General features: G+C 44.5%; 20 protein-coding genes and 1 pseudogene. 18 read left to right on the forward strand and 3 right to left on the reverse strand.

Annotated elements, in window-relative coordinates:
- Positions 1–88 precede the first annotated feature (88 nt).
- The 4 genes and pseudogenes from MKZ13_RS08520 to MKZ13_RS08535 all read left to right on the forward strand — a co-directional run.
- Positions 89–1,422 (forward strand): IS3 family transposase gene (locus MKZ13_RS08520; RefSeq protein WP_339183318.1). Its coding sequence is split into 2 segments (ribosomal slippage): positions 89–491 and positions 491–1,422, totalling 1,335 coding nucleotides; the frame shifts between segments, so codons are not numbered across the junction.
- A gap of 179 nt (positions 1,423–1,601) precedes the next feature.
- Positions 1,602–2,558: an IS30 family transposase gene (locus MKZ13_RS08525; protein ID WP_339183320.1), complete on the forward strand. Its 957-nt coding sequence runs from the start codon at positions 1,602–1,604 to the stop codon at positions 2,556–2,558.
- Between the two features lie 125 nt (positions 2,559–2,683).
- Positions 2,684–3,706 (forward strand): phosphotransferase, encoded by a 1,023-nt coding sequence (locus MKZ13_RS08530; RefSeq protein ID WP_339183322.1) that lies wholly within the window; start codon positions 2,684–2,686, stop codon positions 3,704–3,706.
- A gap of 84 nt (positions 3,707–3,790) precedes the next feature.
- Positions 3,791–4,045: pseudogene (locus tag MKZ13_RS08535) on the forward strand (IS30 family transposase); the annotation flags it as partial.
- A 258-nt stretch (positions 4,046–4,303) separates the two neighbouring features.
- Here MKZ13_RS08535 and MKZ13_RS08540 read toward each other — a convergent pair.
- Positions 4,304–5,464 carry a glycosyltransferase family 1 protein gene (locus MKZ13_RS08540; RefSeq protein WP_339183324.1) on the reverse strand — a complete coding sequence of 387 codons (1,161 nt, stop codon included), beginning with the start codon at positions 5,462–5,464 and terminating at the stop codon, positions 4,304–4,306.
- Positions 5,465–5,849: 385 nt separating this feature from the next.
- On the opposite strand from MKZ13_RS08540, the gene MKZ13_RS08545 reads away from it, so the two are divergent.
- Both MKZ13_RS08545 and MKZ13_RS08550 read left to right on the forward strand, forming a co-directional pair.
- Complete coding sequence (locus tag MKZ13_RS08545) at positions 5,850–6,419, forward strand: hypothetical protein (protein WP_339183326.1); 570 nt, start codon at positions 5,850–5,852, stop codon at positions 6,417–6,419.
- A 27-nt stretch (positions 6,420–6,446) separates the two neighbouring features.
- Positions 6,447–6,731, forward strand: a complete 285-nt coding sequence (locus tag MKZ13_RS08550) for a hypothetical protein (RefSeq protein WP_339183328.1) — start codon at positions 6,447–6,449, stop codon at positions 6,729–6,731.
- Positions 6,732–6,822: 91 nt separating this feature from the next.
- Here the strand turns inward: MKZ13_RS08550 and MKZ13_RS08555 are convergent, their stop codons facing one another.
- Both MKZ13_RS08555 and MKZ13_RS08560 read right to left on the reverse strand, forming a co-directional pair.
- On the reverse strand, positions 6,823–8,187 hold the full coding sequence (locus tag MKZ13_RS08555; protein WP_339183330.1) for an FAD-dependent oxidoreductase: 1,365 nt from the start codon (positions 8,185–8,187) through the stop codon (positions 6,823–6,825).
- A gap of 142 nt (positions 8,188–8,329) precedes the next feature.
- Complete coding sequence (locus MKZ13_RS08560; protein ID WP_339183332.1) at positions 8,330–9,103, reverse strand: sporulation protein; 774 nt, start codon at positions 9,101–9,103, stop codon at positions 8,330–8,332.
- A gap of 184 nt (positions 9,104–9,287) precedes the next feature.
- Between MKZ13_RS08560 and MKZ13_RS08565 the strand changes: the two genes are divergently transcribed.
- The 12 genes from MKZ13_RS08565 (at position 9,288) to MKZ13_RS08620 (ending at position 18,906) form a co-directional block, all read left to right on the forward strand.
- Positions 9,288–9,719 (forward strand): hypothetical protein, encoded by a 432-nt coding sequence (locus MKZ13_RS08565; protein ID WP_339183334.1) that lies wholly within the window; start codon positions 9,288–9,290, stop codon positions 9,717–9,719.
- A 30-nt stretch (positions 9,720–9,749) separates the two neighbouring features.
- Positions 9,750–10,289 carry a hypothetical protein gene (locus MKZ13_RS08570; protein WP_339183336.1) on the forward strand — a complete coding sequence of 180 codons (540 nt, stop codon included), beginning with the start codon at positions 9,750–9,752 and terminating at the stop codon, positions 10,287–10,289.
- An 8-nt stretch (positions 10,290–10,297) separates the two neighbouring features.
- A complete protein-coding gene (locus MKZ13_RS08575) occupies positions 10,298–10,837 on the forward strand; it encodes a GNAT family N-acetyltransferase (protein WP_339185370.1) in 540 nt (179 codons plus the stop codon).
- A 48-nt stretch (positions 10,838–10,885) separates the two neighbouring features.
- A complete protein-coding gene (locus MKZ13_RS08580) occupies positions 10,886–11,410 on the forward strand; it encodes a YfiT family bacillithiol transferase (RefSeq protein ID WP_339183339.1) in 525 nt (174 codons plus the stop codon).
- 34 nt (positions 11,411–11,444) lie between these two features.
- A complete protein-coding gene (locus tag MKZ13_RS08585; RefSeq protein WP_339183341.1) occupies positions 11,445–11,960 on the forward strand; it encodes a GNAT family N-acetyltransferase in 516 nt (171 codons plus the stop codon).
- A gap of 130 nt (positions 11,961–12,090) precedes the next feature.
- Entirely contained in the window at positions 12,091–12,474 is a 384-nt protein-coding gene (locus MKZ13_RS08590; protein ID WP_339183342.1) for a VOC family protein, read from the forward strand.
- 193 nt (positions 12,475–12,667) lie between these two features.
- A complete protein-coding gene (locus MKZ13_RS08595; protein ID WP_339183344.1) occupies positions 12,668–13,414 on the forward strand; it encodes a class I SAM-dependent methyltransferase in 747 nt (248 codons plus the stop codon).
- A 50-nt stretch (positions 13,415–13,464) separates the two neighbouring features.
- The gene (locus MKZ13_RS08600; RefSeq protein ID WP_339183345.1) at positions 13,465–14,229 is read left to right on the forward strand and encodes an SDR family NAD(P)-dependent oxidoreductase; all 765 of its coding nucleotides are present in this window, start codon (positions 13,465–13,467) and stop codon (positions 14,227–14,229) included.
- 191 nt (positions 14,230–14,420) lie between these two features.
- A complete protein-coding gene (locus MKZ13_RS08605; protein ID WP_221822759.1) occupies positions 14,421–15,110 on the forward strand; it encodes a response regulator transcription factor in 690 nt (229 codons plus the stop codon).
- The gene (locus MKZ13_RS08610; RefSeq protein ID WP_221822760.1) at positions 15,107–16,111 is read left to right on the forward strand and encodes a sensor histidine kinase; all 1,005 of its coding nucleotides are present in this window, start codon (positions 15,107–15,109) and stop codon (positions 16,109–16,111) included. The genes MKZ13_RS08605 and MKZ13_RS08610 overlap by 4 nt, the downstream gene beginning before the upstream one ends.
- A gap of 117 nt (positions 16,112–16,228) precedes the next feature.
- Entirely contained in the window at positions 16,229–16,984 is a 756-nt protein-coding gene (locus tag MKZ13_RS08615; protein ID WP_339183347.1) for an ABC transporter ATP-binding protein, read from the forward strand.
- The gene (locus tag MKZ13_RS08620) at positions 16,981–18,906 is read left to right on the forward strand and encodes an ABC transporter permease (protein ID WP_221822762.1); all 1,926 of its coding nucleotides are present in this window, start codon (positions 16,981–16,983) and stop codon (positions 18,904–18,906) included. The genes MKZ13_RS08615 and MKZ13_RS08620 overlap by 4 nt, the downstream gene beginning before the upstream one ends.
- Positions 18,907–18,939: the final 33 nt, after the last annotated feature.

Below are 18,939 nucleotides of genomic sequence, written 5' to 3' on the forward strand. Positions count from 1 at the left end.
TACCCTATAGAGTAGATACTTTAAAAAAGTCTCTCTATGGGGTATTTTTGTTATATACCATGTACGAGACAAGGACGGAGAACGATTAATGAGTAAGAAAACATTTACAACAAGCGAACTAGAGCAACTTGCTACAAATCCCTATGTGAAGTCTGTTTCGACCAAGGGAATCACTTATACGGACGAGTTCAAACAACTCTTTATTACATTAAATCAGCAAGAAAGGCTGCCTAGAGAGATCTTTGAGACTTGTGGATTTGACGTTCAGATCATTGGAATGACTCGGGTCAAAGCCGCAGCCGACCGATGGAGAGCCAGTTACAACGAGCAAGGGGCTATAGGCTTACAAGATACACGAGGCAAACATTCAGGAGAGTCTCTAAAACGAGAGTTAACCTTGGCAGAAAAGAACGCGAAACTCGAAGCGCAGATTCACCTGCTCCAAGCAGAGAATGAACTCTTAAAAAAGATTCGCCTGGCCGAACGGGGGTGGAACCACGAGTAAAACTAACGCCTAGCCTTCGATACAGGTTAATCCGAACCGTGATTGAGAAATACCATCTTCAGCGAATGGTAAGTGTTCTGTGTGAGACTGCTGGGGTCTCCAAAAGCGGATATTACCGATACTGGAGCACTTCAGCCATTCACAGACGCACGAAGAAGGAACAGGTTGATGAGGAAATAGGTGTGTACATTCGTCAAGCCTTCCAGTTTAAGAAACGTAACAAGGGCGCTCGTTCCATTAAGATGACGCTGCAAGGACAATTTCAGATCATTTGGAATCTCAAGCGCATCCGAAGAATCATGAAAAAATACGATATTGTATGCCCTCATCGACGAGCTAATCCCTACAAACGAATGATGAAGGCAACCCATGAACATCGAACCATGCCTAACCTGTTACAACGCAACTTCAAACAAGGCATCCCGGGCAAAGTACTTCTAACAGATATTACATACTTAAGTTACGGCCAAGGGAAACGCGCCTATCTGTCCACCATTAAGGATAGTTCCACCAATGAAATTTTGGCTTATCATGTGTCGGAGCGAATGACGATGGATCTGGCGACAAACACGTTGCTTCACTTACAGAAAAATCGCAAATTCAAGAAGAGTCGTAATGCCTTCATTCATTCCGATCAAGGTACGCATTACACTCATCCGGATTTTCAGAAGAAAGTGAAACGGATGGGGCTTGGACAATCCATGTCAAGACGAGGAAATTGTTGGGATAACGCACCGCAGGAGTCGTTTTTTGGTCATTTTAAGGATGAAACTTCCTTAAAGAGCTATGCCACGTTAGACGAAGTCAAACGTGAAGTTAAAGCCTATATGACCTACTATAATCACTATAGATACCAGTGGAACCTAAAAAGGATGACCCCTGTACAATACAGAGATCATCTTCTTGAAGCCATATAGTTTTTTTTAGAAATGTCCTTTACATAGGGTACAGTTTATTTAAGGAGTCATGTCTTTTTTCTATATGACGGATTGTAATATGAAGTGCGACACCCTACTGAAATAAAAAAATGGCTCACAGCCTGATTCGTGTAGAATGAAAGTTACCACACCAGCATTCACACAAGGAGAATCAGTCCATGAGTTATTCACATCTTAGCATAATCGAACGCAGCAAGCTAGAAATCCTCCACAGACAAGGCAAAAGCTCAAGAGCTATTGCAAAAGAACTGGGGAGACATTCGTCCACGACTTGCCGCGAACTAGATCGTGCTAATTCATCGTATCCCTATCAGGCAGAACACGCTCAGAACGCTTATGAGAAGCGTCGTCAATCCTCTGTTTCTTCAGGTAAATGGTCAAGCACCTTAGCTGCTTCACTGGAGGAAAAACTGAAGGCAACGTGGTCTCCGGAACAGATCAATCAACGCTTCCGTACCGAAGGCTTGCAAGCAGTATCCTTCAAAACGATCTATCGCTGGATCTACGCAGGTCGACTGGTTCAAGGCACGTTACAGGTTCTTCGGCACAAAGGAAAGCGTCAGAAACCCGCAGAAACTCGCGGTAAATTTGCCATTGGCAGATCCATTTCGGATCGTCCCCAAGAGGTTCGTTCTCGTGAAACGTTTGGGCACTGGGAACTGGATACCGTCGTATCTAGTCGTGGGAAAAGTAAAGGATGCATAGCCACGCTCATTGAACGCAAAACCCGTCTATATACCGCCATTCTCATGCCTGATCGCACTGCTCTGTCTATGGAAATTGCGCTTGGTGTAGCCATCTCACAGTATCCCACAGGCACTTTCCTCACAGCCACGGCTGACCGGGGAAAGGAGTTTGCATGCTATGCCAATCTGGAAACAAGCCATGACCTGCACGTTTATTTTGCTGATCCATATTCGTCTTGGCAACGCGGTTCCAATGAGAATGCGAATGGATTGCTTCGAGAGTTTTTCCCGAAAGGCACCGATCTCGCTCAAGTCGAGGATGAAGATCTTGCCAGTTCACTAGATCTAATAAACCACAGACCACGAAAATGCTTGGGTTGGAGAACCGCTCACGAATCTTTCACAGAGGAACTGTCGCACTTGGTTTGATAATCTGTCGTAAGTATAGTTTAAATTAAATTGTTTATTACATATTTCCAAGCTTTTACTATCGTTATAATAACATATAAGAGAAGTAGTTAATTTACTTCATAAAAATTGCAGGGGGATAACAAATGAATGAATTTTTTAGATTTGATACTGATGAAGAACGGCGGGCGTTATTAATCAGAGCAAGGAAAGTCGCTTTATCTGCAATTCGAAAGTATGACGTAGAATGGGATAACATCCAGTTTATTCAACTATCCGGCGATACGATCACGTATAAAATTGAAACCAGTACAGATAACAATTATTTACTTCGCATTCATTCGGACCGATTAAGCAGAGAGGAAATTCGTTCGGAACTCCTACTGTTACAAGCACTGAACAAATCGAAAGATCTAAAAGTACCAGAAGGGATGGCAAATTGTGATAGTATTTATGTATTGGACATCGAAACAGAGACAGGATATAGGCGCCCTTATATAACAATGATGCGATGGATAGAGGGTGAAAAAGTTGTAGGTGAATTTACAGATAGTCAAGCATATAATATAGGTGTATTGATGAGCAGGCTCCATGAAGCAGCAAAGGATTTCAATCCACCTTCTGATTTTGTAAGACCTACTTGGGGAGTAGAAAGTTTTAAACGTGAAATGGCTAAGTTGGAACGTTACTATGAGCGTTTTTTATCCGAAGAGGGATGGAAGCTGTATCAAGATGCAGCTGAGAAGGTTGTATCCCAACTTACCACGATGCATCCAAGTGAACATAACTATGGGCTCATTCATGCTGATTTACATACCGGTAATATGGTTTTTGAGGATAATCAACCCTATCCGATTGATTTTGGAAGATGTGGGTACGGATATTATCTCTACGATATGGCAGGCACCATATTGGAGCTTTGGCCAAAGCATCGATGGATGCTTATCCAAGGTTATGAGAGTATTAGGAAGTTGGAAACCGACTATATTCGGGATCTGGAATGTTTTTTTGTCATGTTCATGATCGAGAACTGCTGCCATCACGCCTCTGATCCAAGAGAAACAACCAGTTTAATCGATGAACAAAAGTATGCCCAAGCATACATAAGAGAATATTTAAATGGTAATCCATTTTTATTCGAAGTGATCGAGCCTGTAAATGTGGATTAATACTAACCGATACCGGGCTAAAATAATGATATCTTATGGTGATGATTTACAATAGGTCGCTTTTTAGAGTGTTTGTTCATAACATGCTATGCCAATCTGGAAACAAGCCATGACCTGCACGTTTATTTTGCTGATCCATATTCGTCTTGGCAACGCGGTTCCAATGAGAATGCGAATGGATTGCTTCGAGAGTTTTTCCCGAAAGGCACCGATCTCGCTCAAGTCGAGGATGAAGATCTTGCCAGTTCACTAGATCTAATAAACCACAGACCACGAAAATGCTTGGGTTGGAGAACCGCTCACGAATCTTTCACAGAGGAACTGTCGCACTTGGTTTGACAATCTGTCATATACAATCATTCGAAATATTTTAAATAATTCCAATAAATGAGGCTCTATGTGTCTACATACCGTGTAACAGCTCAACCCATTCCAAGATGTAGGTTTTGTTATGAAGTGTATTGGAAACATGTTTCAGGCCGACTGTAGTAGCGTGCAAATGCTGCTACGGTCGGCCTGAACGGGGCGAACCAGTTTAACTTAACAGAGGGCAGAGGCGGTTATTATGGGTTGTTGGAAGAAGCTGATTTCGTCCGACTACGCTGTAATAATTCGATCTTTCGTTCGTCTGTTCCGATGTTCGATAGCCTCCTCATAATCCCCGATTAGTGTATCAAAAATATGCTCCCACGACCGCTGCTCAGCCAGCTTTCTGCCTTCCAGTCCCATTATCCTCAATTGGTTCACGTGATTTCCCCAGAGACATATCTCCCGAATCAGTGCATCAGCCTGACCTGGCTCGAATAATACACCGTTACGGTGGTGGGATATCAGATCCTTTACACCTCCGGCATTGGCCGCCACCACAGGGAGTCCGGAAGCCATCGCTTCCAGTACCACATTGCCAAATGTCTCCGTAGAGGAAGGAAACACAAACAGATCTGCCGAAGCATACATAACAGCAAGTTCTTCGCCATGCATATATCCTGTAAAGGTGACATTGGATGGGGATTGCAGACGCATTTTTGGGAGAGATGGGCCGTCGCCAACGATAATCCAGTGTACACGGGACTGCATTTCCTGGGGCAGCTGCTGCATGGTAGTCGTGAGCGTAGCGATATCTTTTTCCGGGGCAATGCGTCCAACGTAGAGTAGAATAAGGGGAGCGGTGATGTGGTATCGTTCACGGATATCCGAGCTGCGTTTATCAGGGAAGTACAGGTTGCAATCAATCCCGCGAGACCAAAGTTTCAGACGTTGAATGCCCTGGGCTTGCAGGGTGTTTAATGTTTCCTGCGATGGAGTCAGTGTTGCATCACAGGCGCGGTGGAACCATTGGATATATTTCCAGTAGAGCGGAATCATACTTTTTAACCGGTAGTATTCGAGATAACGATCAAAGTGGGTATGGTAGGAGACAACATGCGGAAGATGGTGTTTGAGTGCATACCTCAGGCCAAGCAGCCCCATATTAATAGGCGTAGCGATATGCAGCAGATCGGGCTGAAAGGCTTGTAGCTGTTTGTGTGTGTTTGCTCTGTTGGGTAGAGCAATGCGGCATTCGGGATACAGAAAAAAAGGGATGTTGGCAACCGATCGAACTTGAGTCTCATGGCTTCCTTCAATGACGGAGTTCGGAGTAAACAGCAGATGTTCAATTCTTCTGCGGTTCAGATGGTTACTCAAGCGGTGGAGCGTGCCAGCAACACCATTGGTTTCCGGAAGATAGGTGTCTGTGAACAAGGCCAGGCGCATCATTACCCCTCCCAAGACTCGTGATGCCAAGATCATAACAGCGGAACATTTTCCAGAGGTCAAGTGCACGTTAACTTGACGATATTCCCTGTAAAATGACTTCTGCACGAACATGTAACTTCCATAAGTTCAACTTATATAGCGTATTCTGCTATGATGTAATAACGTGTCGGCGTAGTTGAACTTGAAATTTACACGAAACGGAGAGGGCAGAAAAAAACTGAAGAAGCGGAGCGTTCGCCTTTATCACCGGATTTTACCCTTTAATAAAGGGATTGAAAAAATCTGGGGATAACAGCGATCGGAAGTTTATTCTGACCGCGCAGTGGTCCAGTGTAAAAAACACGTTCAAACTATTTAGACAGAGAGATACAGGAGGCAGAGAAAGATGAATAAGTTACAAGAAGAGTTGCAGGAGTTGTTATCACTCGATCAGCTTGAAGAGATGTCGGGTGAAGAAGTGGTGGGGAGTGTTGCCATGGACCTGTATCGGGCTGAATTTTCGACGATTCGAGAAAGTGGGCCGGAACTTCCGCAAGTATTGCAAGATATCATTCTAATCATTGATCTGGATACCGAGCTGTCCATGAACGGGATGACCGGTTTCCTTGAGAATATCAGCGGACAGTATCTCGGTGAGACAATAGCAGCGATGGAGCGGATCGGCAATGATGCAGATGTCGTGATCCTGAAGAAAATAGAGCAGATGTTGTCCGAAAGCGGCGTAACGCACGGGCAATTACGAGATAATGTGAATGGCCTGTCTGAAGACGATATCACGACAAGCCTGCAAACACACGGGGAACAGATTCATGAGGTATTGCAGCAGATTGAACTGGAAGCCGCGAATTTGAGCATGCAATCGGATAACGAAGAAAGCTTCGACTTTCTGTATCAATATGTGGATGAAAATAAAGATCGTTTAAAACAGGAAATGCAGCACATCTTGTCTAATTGAATCGGGAAAAGGAGATAAATGACAAGTATGAACAAACGATTAGCGATGGAATCCGTTCTGGTTACCCTGTTATTCATCATTGGTTTTGCAGCTTGGAATGTCGTTCAAGGCATGATCATGACCATGAATTACGTACCTGATCTGACAAACACCGCTTCTTCGGGTACCCCACTGCAATCCAAGGTTGCTTTTGGAACTATTGTTCGGTGGGATTCTTCCATGATAATCGTTGGCATAGGCGCAGTTATCCTGTTTGGAACTGCTTATTATGTTATCCGCTCACAATTCCAGCAGCGGAAGCAGCGCCCCTAGTCGATAGTAATCTCGTAACACATATTTCTTTATACACTAAAAAGAGCCCTTATTGTCAGTTCACTGATAATAGGGCTGCTTTTCGTTATCCTCATATATTAAGAATGCCGGCCGCAGCCTTCTGACCAGATATCACAGCACCTTCCATTGTGGTGAACATGGGCTGTTTAGTATAATCCCCAGCGAGGTATAACCCTTGAATTGGAGTCACTTGTTCGGGTCGCTTGGGCTCATTGCCTGGTGAGATCCGATAAAAATTCTCATTCCCCCGAACAATCCGGTAATCCGTTACGGAAGACACACCTTCGGCCAGTCCGATATCGACCAACCCTTGTTTGGTACGCTCCCATACTTCCTCATCAGGCAGATCAATGAGTTCGTCGGGATTAACCAGAATGATTGAAGCTCTGCCAGGCCGCCCGCGAAACGTTGTTCGGGATTGCTCCCCAAATGAACCGATGTCGGTGCCTGGCCCAAAGGTTGTACGGTCCTCGGGCAGGAGCGGCAGCTCTAATTCGAACTGTGCTGTAACGTGTGGCATGGCATCCAGACTCAAAAAGGGCTGAAACCATTCATGTTCACTGAAGTGCTCTTCAAGTAATTGTTGGGAACGTCGGATATTGGTAGCTACAACAACACGTGTAGCGGAGAGCTGTTCACCATTTTCCAGTTCAACACCCTTCAGACCCTCCGAATCATAGAGTAGTCGGATTACTGGGGCGTTGATTCGTACTTGTCCTCCTTTTTGCGTGATGGTAGCAGCCAGAGGCGCACACATGACATCCGTCATGCCGCCAGTAAAGGCACCAATTCGCATTTTATGAATCCGAGGAATACCCGGCAGGAACAGGCCAAAGAAGGCATACGCAGAATATTTATCAAGTGGCATGAAAAAAATGCCTGAAGATAACGGTTCAACGATTCGTTGCAGAGCCTGTTCGCTTACCCCATGCTGATTCGCAAAATCAAGCACCGATATTGAATCGAGTTCCTCAGGGCTGGATACACACTCCTTGAAGCCAGCAGCTAAAAAAGGAATAAGTGAAGCCTTGTCGGCTGGCGTGATGAAATTATTGTTTCCCAGCACACCTGATAGTGTTTTGAGGGGAGCATGAATAACGTCAAGTCCAAATTCACCATGCTCATCGACATTTGGGTGACGGACTTCCATCGTGGTTTCCCATACCAACATATCATCAAGGTCAATGCCAGCACGTTCAAGCAGATCTGGCAGTGCTTTGTAATATCCAATGAATTTGTGGAACCCGGACTCCACCTCCATTCCCCGCTCATTCCAGTTCCCTGTGCGTCCGCCTACATAGGGGGCAGCTTCGAGGACCAGTACAGACTTTCCATGTTCTACAAGTTCAAAGGCACAACTCAAACCTGCGAGCCCTGCACCGATGACAATGATTCGATCTTCGTTCATCTGAGAATTGTTGGGTTGTGTAGACAATCATATTCCCTCCTTTTATATCTAATATACCCATTAACTCCTGTACAAAAGTTTCTATACATAATTGAGATCGAGTTATCGTAGTACAAAAAAACAGCACTTCGACACGGGTGTGCCAAAGTGCTGTTGGTACAGATGACAATCAGATATGTTTGGAAATGATTTCTTCCAGTCCTTGAGCGACAGAATGCGCCCCTCGCGCCAGATGTCGTTCATACAGATGCAGGCGGACAAAACTTTCATCCGTGCCCATGGCTTCGGAGAACATTCCACTGAGCCCACGAGCGCGGCGATCGATCTGTAATAACAGCTCCAGCGAATCGCCCATCGGATAGAACATGACTTCCAGCTCATCCAGATGCCCACGGAATTTGTTTGTTGGTACAAATTCAAACTCTTGCACAAATGGCAGATTACCGCCCAGCTTTGGTGCATAGTCATTGGTCACTTCACGGAGCTTGAAACCAAGGATATCAATTGCATCGAGCACGGTGTTCATGTCTTTGCTAGGAACAACATGCAATCTGTCCCGGTCTGAGGGGTCTACAGCGCTTGAAATATCAAGGCCCGTTTCTACCCACACCTCTGCACGATGTAGCGTAATAGGCAGGTTTTCTGGTAAGTCAAATGAGAAGTCTTTCTCCAATTTGGCTCCAGGCTGTAATGTGAAACCTTCGGTGAGCAAATATTTGGCTATAACGGCTGTTTCTTTTACTTTACGATCATCGCGCTCCCGTATGTAATGGGTTTTGATTGAAAGATAGATTCGATCTACGTTCTGTTCCACTTCTCCACCTTCAATGTACACAACCCCCGAGATGATTCCTCCAGGCGTGACCTCTGGTGTATGCAATTCTGTATTCACTTTGGCTGCTCCAACACCTACACTGGCTAACATTTTCTTGAAAAATGACATGCGCTCAACCTCCAGATCAGATGGTTTATTATATGGGATACATACGGCTTCGACCTTAATACGGAAGCTGGAAGAGAAGCGTTTCATATTTTAGCAAAGATATATCACATATCCAAACAGGAGAATCGACGTACCTATGTCGAATGTTTAAATAAAGGGATTTTTTGTCAGGAGGTGAAGCGGATTGAACACAGAATTTTCAGAACAGAAATATGGTGAAACGGGTGTCAAAACCAGCTTCGAACAGATGGCGAACGGGGAACAAAAATATAAAATGATAGCAGAAGATGGCAGTTATTATTGCAGAACCGTTGCCTCTTCCCACGGAGCATGGCAAAACAGTCATGTACATATCAACTTAATGGAGTTTTATGTGGTGCAAACCGGATGGATTGCGTATGCCAGTTATAGAGACGATCAGATGTTTTCGATTCGAGTGATGCGTGCAGGAGAGCACATCATTGTCCAACCTGGAATCCACCATAATATATACATGTCTGCACATAGCGCGATACATACCATCAAGCATGGATTGAATACCTCCTGTGATTGGACGGCATCCCCTGAGTTGGATAGGTTAACTCAATCTTTAACAGAGAAGGAGCTACTCCAGTAGTATGATTAACCAGACGGGAGGATCAGACAGATGCGTAAAAGTACAATATTTTGGATTACGGGAATAACGATAATCCTCTTGGTGACTCTGCTCATATACAGCTATGTTATTCCAAGTGTGAGTGCACAGGATGTTGTGATGGAAGGCACAATCAGGCAGATTGATACGGACGCAGTTGAGGTAGAGTTAGAGATAACGCGAAAAAGAGAAGACAGGGATCGACATATGGTGTATCCTGTTGTCCCTGGATGGGAAGGGGTCACATTCACTGAAGAACAAGATGATGCGTGGTACATGCCTTCGTCTGTCGGCAGCTCCTATCTTGATCAAGTCATTCTGGAAAAGTATCTGAAGGCGCAGGGGAAAACCATGAAATCAGCTGATAATCTGATAGGATTTGCGATACCTGATGAGATAGGGAGCTACAAGTTGCGGTTAACGCTCAGATCTTCGGATGGAACGACTCAACCGCTTGAGAATCCCATGGTGTATTATGTTCACAACGAGCATTTGTTAGGGAAGGATCTGAGTTGGGTTACGGGTGAGAATCTGGAGATCAATAAGGAGTAAACCGAATGATGAATGTATATGAATCGAATGAAATCACCGTACGTTTCTTGGAAACAGAAGATGAACACCATTTGGTGAAATGGCTGTCAGATCCGAAAGTTCTTCAATACTATGAAGGGCGTGATCGGCCGCATGATCTGGAACAGGTGAGAGAGCATTACTACAATCAGAAAGATGATGCTACTCGTTGTATCGTTGAATATGGAGGACATCCGATTGGATACATTCAGTTCTATAAGCTTGAGGAAGAAGAACGAACGGAGTATGGTTATGGAGACACGGATGAGATCATCTATGGAACGGATCAGTTTATTGGTGAGGCAGACTACTGGAATAAAGGCATTGGTACACGGTTGATGCAGTCCATGCTGGCTTATCTGATTAATGCAAAGCAAGCCCGTAAAGTGGTTATGGACCCTCAATCCTGGAACTTGCGAGCGATATCCTGTTATGAGAAATGTGGTTTCCAAAAGATTAAGCTGTTGGAGAAACATGAGCAGCATGAAGGACAGATGCGAGATTGTTGGCTTATGGAATATACCCTGTAGATTCTGTTTAAAGTTATTTTGAATCATACAAACAAGGAGGAATGATGGATGGATGAAAGATTTCCATTAGGACCATTTGTACACACGGGCGAAGTTACGCCCACGCAGAGAGAACAGTGGATTCGGGACATTGCTGAGTTGCCTGAACGCGCACGAGAAGCGGTAAAGGGACTAAGTGAAGAGCAATTAAGTCTGCCGTATCGAGAAGGTGGATGGATGCTCAAACAGGTCATTCACCACATGGCAGATAGCCATATGAACAGTATGATACGTTTCAAGTTGGCACTGACAGAGGATACACCTACGATTCGACCTTATTATGAAGAGCGCTGGGCTGAACTGAGTGATTCAAGAGACCTAGATGTTGAATTCTCGCTTCAGATTTTGGATGCCCTCCATCGTCGTTGGGTGTTTCTGTTAAACGCGTTGACAGATGCAGATTATGCCAAACAATTTTATCATCCCTCATCGAAAGAAACGACAAGACTGGATTACAATCTGGGCATGTATGCTTGGCATGGCAAACATCATGTTGCTCACATCACATCGCTTCGGGATCGGCTGGGAATATAGCTAGAAAAAATATCTTGTTGAGGAGAAATTATCAATGAGTGTACATATCAGACTATTAAATGAGAGCGATCCTGTAATCATATCAAAGGCGTTTCAGGAGCAGGGTTGGGGGAGATTCGCTGAGCAGTATACTCATTACTTGGCTGAACAACAGAATGGGGAACGCGTAACCTTGGTAGCCGAGTTGAATGGAGAATTTGCCGGATACGTGAATGTATTGTGGTATTCCAGCTACCCGTCTTTCAGGGAACAAGGTATTCCCGAAATTAACGATTTTAATGTGTTGATGAAGTTCCAGCGCCAAGGTATTGGTTCACGGTTGATGGACCGAGCAGAGGAAGTTATTCTGGAACGAACGGATGTAGCAGGCATTGGTGTAGGTGTGTTTTCCGATTATGGCAAAGCGCAAGTTCTATATGTCCATCGCGGGTACATACCAGACGGTCACGGTGTACACAAACATGATCATTACATTCAGCCGGGTGAAGAAACGATTATGGACGACGATGTTGTACTTTATCTTACGAAGAAGCTAAAAGCCACGCAATAAGTCTAATGTGTAGTTAGTACTTGCAAAGAAAGATGATAAAAAAGCGGTCCTGCATGTTATACTCTATTGGAATTTGAAGAATGATAAGCAGGATGTTGAGAGATTAGATGAGCAGAGGAGTGATTGATCCATGTTTAGCAAAGTCGGCCAGGTTATGTTGTATGTCAACAATCAAGATGAATCACTGGCTTTTTGGACGGAAGTTGCAGGATTCCACATTGTGGATGAAGTAAACCTTGACGAGGGCATGAGATGGATTGAGATTGCGCCTACCCCAGACTCGCAGACGAGTATTATTCTCCATGACAAAGAGTTCGTTGAACGGATGTCGGCGGGTGTAAATCTGGGCACACCTTCGTTAATGTTCTTCACCGATAATCTGGATCAGTTATATGCCGACTTGGCTAGTAAACATGTAACGGTCGGAGAGATCGTAGAGATGCCAACCGGGCGAGTTTTCAACTTTGCTGATAATGAAGGAAATTACTTTGCAGTCTTGGAACGGGCGAAGTAAATTACAACTCAAAACTGCTACAATTGTAAGCGATCGACACCCATGTCGGTCGTTTTTTTGTTGGGAAAAAGCTTATTTTTTGGAGTGGGAAAAAGCAAGGAAAATAGAGAACTACTGGGTAAAAATGTTATAATAGAGTATGGCTGATTTATTGAAAATGACGAGGAATGAATAGTCGGAAATGAAGGTTTGGATGGAGCAGTTAAGGAGGAATGTGGTTGTGGAAAAGACAATTAAAAGTGTACAGGATCTATATGATATGCTCGATGCGGACTTCAGATTTGCCAAGCAGTTTTGGGAACCTTTCTATGAGGATCGGAACAGACCCATCCCCTTTTTCCCAAACAAACCGGATGAGAATCTGGTAGCACATGTGAACGCAGGTGTCCTAAGCGGTGGCAAGGCACTGGAACTGGGGTGTGGCCCGGGCAGAAATGCGTTGTATTTAACACGCCAAGGATATCAGGTAGATGCTTATGACCTTTCGGAGACAGCTATTGCCTGGGCTAAGGAGAGGGCGGTAGAAGAGCAATTGGACGTGCATTTTGAATGTCGATCTGTATTCGAATTGTCCCCAGAGCAAGAATATGATCTTGTCTACGACTCGGGTTGTCTGCACCATCTGTTGCCACATCAGCGTATTCCCTACATAGAGATGATCCACAATGCACTCCGGCCTGGAGGATACTTTGGAATGACTTGTTTTGCTCCTGGTTATGGCGATATTGGTGGGCCTGAGGTCGTTATGAATGATTGGCAGGTGTATCAAGAGAAGTCGATGCGAGGTGGTCTTGCATTCACGGAGGAGAAGCTTCGCTACATGCTGGAAGATGGCTTTGAATGTGTGGAGTTCCGTGCGATGAAGACGATGGAGCAGCATGAACTATGTTTTGGTGTACCTTTTCTCTGGGCCACGTTGTGGAGAAAGAAAGATTCATAAGCTTATATGGGGATATGATCGATTGAAGATAGAGGAGGGGGAGTATCGAAATGGGAACAGAAACAGGAAGAAGACACTTTATCATTACAGGCACATCCAAAGGGATCGGTTTACAACTTGCAGAGTTATTATTGGCTAAGGGGGATTACGTTTACGGTATTTCACGCGGGGGTTCGGATCTGTTGGAATCAAGCGAGGAATGGAGCGGACGTTACCGCCATGTTCAGTACGATCTTGCCGAACTGAATGGGATCGATGATTTGATTACACGCATATTGGACCAAATTCCGTCTCAGGAAGCTGAATTCATTGGACTCATTAATAATGCAGCGATGCTGGAGCCACTAAGACCTATCGATCAGTGTAGTGCGGCAGAGATAAGTCAGAGTCTTAACATCAGCCTCGCAGCGCCAATGATATTGAGTTCATCTTTTATTCAACAAACAAATCACCTGTCCGCCAGACGTAAAATTGTTAATCTTTCATCGGGTTCGGGAAGTTATCCCGCGCCTTCAATGGCAGTGTACTGTACATCCAAGGCAGGCATGAACATGTTTACCCAATGCGTATCTCTGGAGCAAACGGGCCAACAGAACCCTGTTGAGATTATTGCTTTTGATCCGGGGATGGCCGATACGGAATTGCAGGCTGTTGCACGAGGCAAAAGTGCAGAGGAGTTCGTCCTTGCGGGTATGTTCAATCAAGTATATGAAACAGGACAATTAAGATCGCCACAAGATGTAGCGAAGCAGTTGATCGAGCGGATCGATGAACACAGTGATGCAAGCCATGTTATACACTCCACCGAGAGTTAATATCGTATACTTCGTTTTGCCTGTTTTCTTGTGAAGTAATAAGTAAGGATACCTTTTTGATATAAGCCCAATTTCCCTGTACACTGGTAACAGCGATCGGAAGTACGATTCGTAACGGTAAGGGTGATCCTGCAACAATGGAGTCTGATTACCTTATTCAACCTTAGAAGATCAGAAACGTGGTGAATCTCTTGTTTAAAATTATGCTCATTGAAGACGACGAATCGTTATTCACTGAAATCAAGGAACGTTTGTCCCAATGGTCGTATGACGTGTATGGTGTGCAGGATTTTGGAAAGGTATTGCAGGAGTACAGCGTAATTCAGCCGCAACTGGTCATTATTGATATTCAGTTACCCCAATATGACGGGTTCCATTGGTGCCGGATCATTCGTTCGCACTCCAATGTGCCGATTATCTTTTTGTCCTCACGGGATCATCCTGCGGATATGGTCATGTCCATGCATTTGGGTGCAGATGATTTTATCCAGAAGCCTTTTCACTTCGATGTATTGATTGCCAAGATCCAAGCGACTTTGCGGAGGGTGTATAACTATAACACAGAGCATACTGAACTCCGAACCTGGCGCGGTGCTGCTATTGAATATGTGAAAAATACACTAACCTGCGGGGATGAATCTGTTCTGTTAACCAAAAATGAGATGTTCATTCTTAAAGTGCTGGTCGAGCACAAAAATCAGATTGTTTCCCGTGAGGATCTCATCCGGAGCTTGTGGGATCATGAGCATTTCGTGAGTGACAATACGCTGACGGTTAACGTTAATCGGTTACGGAAGAAACTAGAACCCATCGGCTTGGAGCAGTACATTGAAACCAAAGTAGGTCAGGGATACATGGCAACGGAAGAGGCAGAAGCATGATCGGAAAGTACATACGAGAAAGGGCTAGTTGGTTATGGCTACTGATAAGCATGCAACTTATTATTTTATTGGTGGCCTACCTGGACTCGTCCATTCCATTCCAATCTGTGATGTATATCGTAGGACTGAATGTGGTGGTATGTCTTGTTTTTATCTGGGCGAGATACCTGAAAGAGACCCGTTTCTATAGAAAATTGAGCCTCTGGGATCATACCTATGATCTGAGAGAACTCGATATCGCCGAAAGTCCATATGAGCAGATTGTACATGAGGCGGTCAGTTCCCAGACACAGCGGTATCGTAAGGAGACGTCACACCATTTTATCGCTCTAGAACAGGAGAAGGACGAGATGTTATCCTGGATTCATGAGGTGAAGACCCCACTGACAGCGTTGCAACTGATGATCGAGCGCTTGCCAGATGACAAGTTACAGAGCCAAATGACATATGAATGGTTACGAATCCATCAGTTACTGGATCAGCAACTTCATCAGAAGCGTATTCCATTTATGCACAATGACTTGTTCATCGAAGAAACGGAACTTGAACCGGTATTGAATAGCGAGATACGAGCGTTGAAATCGTGGTGCATTTCCAAGGGTGTTGGCTTTGATATGTCTTTGATGGTATCGCGCGTGCTCACAGACAGCAAATGGTTAGGCTTCATCCTCCGGCAGTTGCTGAGCAATGCGGTGAAGTATAGTGATTCATCGGATATCCTCATCGAAACGCGGGAACAGGATGGACATATTGTACTGATCATTCAGGATCACGGGCGAGGGATTGAGACACAAGATCTGCAGCGTATATTTGATAAAGGATTTACGTCTACCCGAGGCAGAATGGATGGGGCGGCAACCGGGATGGGACTATATTTGGTTCGTCAAGTGGTCCAGACGCTTCATATGAACATTCATGTAGAATCTTCTCTTGGCGAGGGCACAACCGTCACACTTACTTTTCCGCGAAAAAACGACATGGTGCATCTTGCAGGCGTGTGACAACAATGTCACATGCTTTTTGGTTTTGTTCGGTGAATCACACGATAACACTGCACATCCCGATTATGATATAGACATGAGCATTTTTGCAGAAGATTTAAGAGGAGTGAGTGGGATATGTGGATACTGGAAGCCAAAAAAATTCATAAAGTCTATGGTAATAAACTGAATAAACAGGAAGTGCTGAAGGGCATTGATCTTGGAGTGAGCAAGGGAGAGTTTGTTGGTATTATGGGGCCTTCGGGTTCGGGTAAAACGACGCTGCTTAATGTACTTTCCTCCATTGATCGGGTGAGCCAGGGCACGATTGATATTGAGGGCAAGGAATTTACCGGAATGAAGGAGAAACAGCTGGCTGAGTTCCGCAAACATCATCTGGGCTTTATTTTTCAGGAATACAATCTGCTGGATACGCTAACGGTGAAGGAAAATATATTATTGCCGCTCTCCATCACGAACATTCCAAAGCAGGAGGCACACCGGAAGTTTGAACAGATCGCCCGTGAACTGGGGATATATGAACTGAAAGACAAGTATCCATCTGAGATTTCAGGGGGTCAGAAGCAGCGGACTTCGGCAGCACGAGCATTTGTCCACGAGCCGAGTATCATTTTTGCGGATGAGCCGACAGGAGCGCTGGATTCCAAGTCCGCTTCGGATCTGCTCGGCAAGTTAAGTGATATGAACAGCGCACGAAAAGCGACTATTATTATGGTTACCCATGATCCGGTTGCCGCAAGTTATTGCAGCAGAGTGATCTTTATTCGAGACGGTCAGATCTACACCCAGTTGAATAAAGGAGACGAGTCCCGGCAATCGTTCTTCAACGATATTATCAAAACCCAGGGCGTATTGGGTGGTGTACAGCAATGAGCTTGAATTATATCATCTTCCGCAATCTCAGGAAAAATCTAAAGAATTATTATCTCTATGTATTTGCGCTTGTGTTCAGTGTGGCCTTATATTTTTCCTTTGTGACGTTACAGTATGATCCTTCCATGGATGAGGTGGCTGCTTCAACAAAAGGTGCGGCGGCCATAGGTGCATCTTCAGTACTGTTAATCGTCATTGTCGGCATTTTTTTGCTCTATGCCAATACGATCTTTATCAAGCGGCGCAGCAAAGAAATTGGATTATTCCAATTGATTGGACTGACGAAAGGCAGAATTTTTGGTATTTTGAGTGCGGAGAACAGTATCCTCTATTTTGGCTCCATGGCTATCGGTGTGTTAATTGGGTTTCTTGCGTCCAAGCTGGTATTGATGATATTGTTCAAAATTCTCGGTGTGGATGCGATTACGAAACTGTATTTCTCTCCGATGGCACTGATGCAAACGGTGATTGTCTTTACGATAATGTATCTGCTCATCATGCTGATGAACTACACTTTTATCAAGAGACAGAGCATTCTCTCACTCTTTCGGGTGTCTGCCACTTCGGAGCAGCAGGTGCAGAAGATGTCTGTCGGACAGATGATTATTGGCGTCTTGGGCATTGCCCTGATTGTGTATGGATACTTCATGTCTGCACGGCTGTTCAGCGGTGAGGCAATGGACATGCAGCAGTTGATGTATACGATGATCCTGATTCTCTTCTCGGTCATACTGGGGACATACCTGTTCTATAAGGGTTCGGTAAGTTTTATTTTTAATCTGATTCGCAAAAGTAAAAACGGATACCTTACTATTCATGAGGTGTTGTCTTTATCTTCAATCATGTTCCGCATGAAATCTAATGCATTGTTGCTCACGATTATTACAACCGTGTCGGCGCTTGCTATTGGTATGCTGTCACTCAGTTACATTTCGTATTATTCGGCAGAGGCTCAGGCGAAGGAAAGCTTGCCGGAGGATTTTTCATTTGCTCAGGTTGAGGTGAAAAATCGCTTTGTAACGGAGTTGGAACATAAACAGATTCCATATGAGGAGAATCATAGACAGCCTATTTATATTGAAATTGATGCTCATGAAGTGATGGATGAGTCCATGACGGAACAGTACCTGTTCAGCAGTGTGTTGAGTGACAACATGGTAGATAACATAGATCTGCAACCAGGTGAAGTGATCTTCATGGGATATGGAAATGCTATTAAGCAGTTGATTTACATTCAGGAGACAGGTCCAATCGTCTTGCATGGGTTGAAGCGAACGTTGGACCAACAACTGATCGGAACCACCAAACAGGGAGTTCTTCCTGCGTATTATACTAGGGGCACGCCTGTAGCGGTAGTAGATGAAACGGTATACCAACAGCTGAGACAGGATCTCGATCCCGAGCTGCAAAAATCCGAGTGGGCTGACTACTATGGTGTACGTATTCTGAAAGAGGGGCAGGCTGAAGAGGCATATGCCGTATATAAGGAGCTGCAGTTGGAAGCACCGAGCTTCTCCCAGATTGAGTTCAGAAATAACCAACGTAATAATATGGGACTGATTATGTTCATTGTTGGTTTCCTTGGTTTGACGTTCTTGATTACATCGGGATGTATCCTGTACTTTAAACAAATGAACGAGAGCGAAGAGGAGAAGGGTAATTATACCATTCTTCGTAAACTTGGATTTACGCAAGGCAATCTGTTGAGGGGAATTCAGATCAAGCAGTTGTTTAACTTCGGTATTCCGCTTGTGGTGGGATTGAGTCATAGTTACTTTGCCGTGAAATCAGGTTGGTTTTTCTTTGGTACGGAGCTGGCGACACCTACGGTCATTGTCATGATAGTTTATACATTGTTATATTCGATTTTTGGCCTGTTGTCTGTGTGGTACTATAAACGGGTGATTAAGGAAGCCTTGTAGAATTGGGTTCAGGAGTATGCTGATATAGCAAAA

The organism is Paenibacillus sp. FSL R5-0701 (genome assembly GCF_037973995.1).
Lineage (GTDB): Bacteria > Bacillota > Bacilli > Paenibacillales > Paenibacillaceae > Paenibacillus.

Coding starts and splice junctions, on each gene's coding strand:
- MKZ13_RS08585 (WP_339183341.1), top strand. CDS start 11,445: ATGAGTGTACATATCAGACTATTAAATGAGAGCGATCCTGTAATCATA.
- MKZ13_RS08530 (WP_339183322.1), top strand. CDS start 2,684: ATGAATGAATTTTTTAGATTTGATACTGATGAAGAACGGCGGGCGTTA.
- MKZ13_RS08580 (WP_339183339.1), top strand. CDS start 10,886: ATGGATGAAAGATTTCCATTAGGACCATTTGTACACACGGGCGAAGTT.
- MKZ13_RS08550 (WP_339183328.1), top strand. CDS start 6,447: ATGAACAAACGATTAGCGATGGAATCCGTTCTGGTTACCCTGTTATTC.
- MKZ13_RS08545 (WP_339183326.1), top strand. CDS start 5,850: ATGAATAAGTTACAAGAAGAGTTGCAGGAGTTGTTATCACTCGATCAG.
- MKZ13_RS08525 (WP_339183320.1), top strand. CDS start 1,602: ATGAGTTATTCACATCTTAGCATAATCGAACGCAGCAAGCTAGAAATC.
- MKZ13_RS08575 (WP_339185370.1), top strand. CDS start 10,298: ATGAATGTATATGAATCGAATGAAATCACCGTACGTTTCTTGGAAACA.
- MKZ13_RS08615 (WP_339183347.1), top strand. CDS start 16,229: ATGTGGATACTGGAAGCCAAAAAAATTCATAAAGTCTATGGTAATAAA.
- MKZ13_RS08610 (WP_221822760.1), top strand. CDS start 15,107: ATGATCGGAAAGTACATACGAGAAAGGGCTAGTTGGTTATGGCTACTG.
- MKZ13_RS08595 (WP_339183344.1), top strand. CDS start 12,668: ATGGAGCAGTTAAGGAGGAATGTGGTTGTGGAAAAGACAATTAAAAGT.
- MKZ13_RS08590 (WP_339183342.1), top strand. CDS start 12,091: ATGTTTAGCAAAGTCGGCCAGGTTATGTTGTATGTCAACAATCAAGAT.
- MKZ13_RS08540 (WP_339183324.1), bottom strand. CDS start 5,464: ATGATGCGCCTGGCCTTGTTCACAGACACCTATCTTCCGGAAACCAAT.
- MKZ13_RS08600 (WP_339183345.1), top strand. CDS start 13,465: ATGGGAACAGAAACAGGAAGAAGACACTTTATCATTACAGGCACATCC.
- MKZ13_RS08570 (WP_339183336.1), top strand. CDS start 9,750: ATGCGTAAAAGTACAATATTTTGGATTACGGGAATAACGATAATCCTC.
- MKZ13_RS08560 (WP_339183332.1), bottom strand. CDS start 9,103: ATGTCATTTTTCAAGAAAATGTTAGCCAGTGTAGGTGTTGGAGCAGCC.
- MKZ13_RS08620 (WP_221822762.1), top strand. CDS start 16,981: ATGAGCTTGAATTATATCATCTTCCGCAATCTCAGGAAAAATCTAAAG.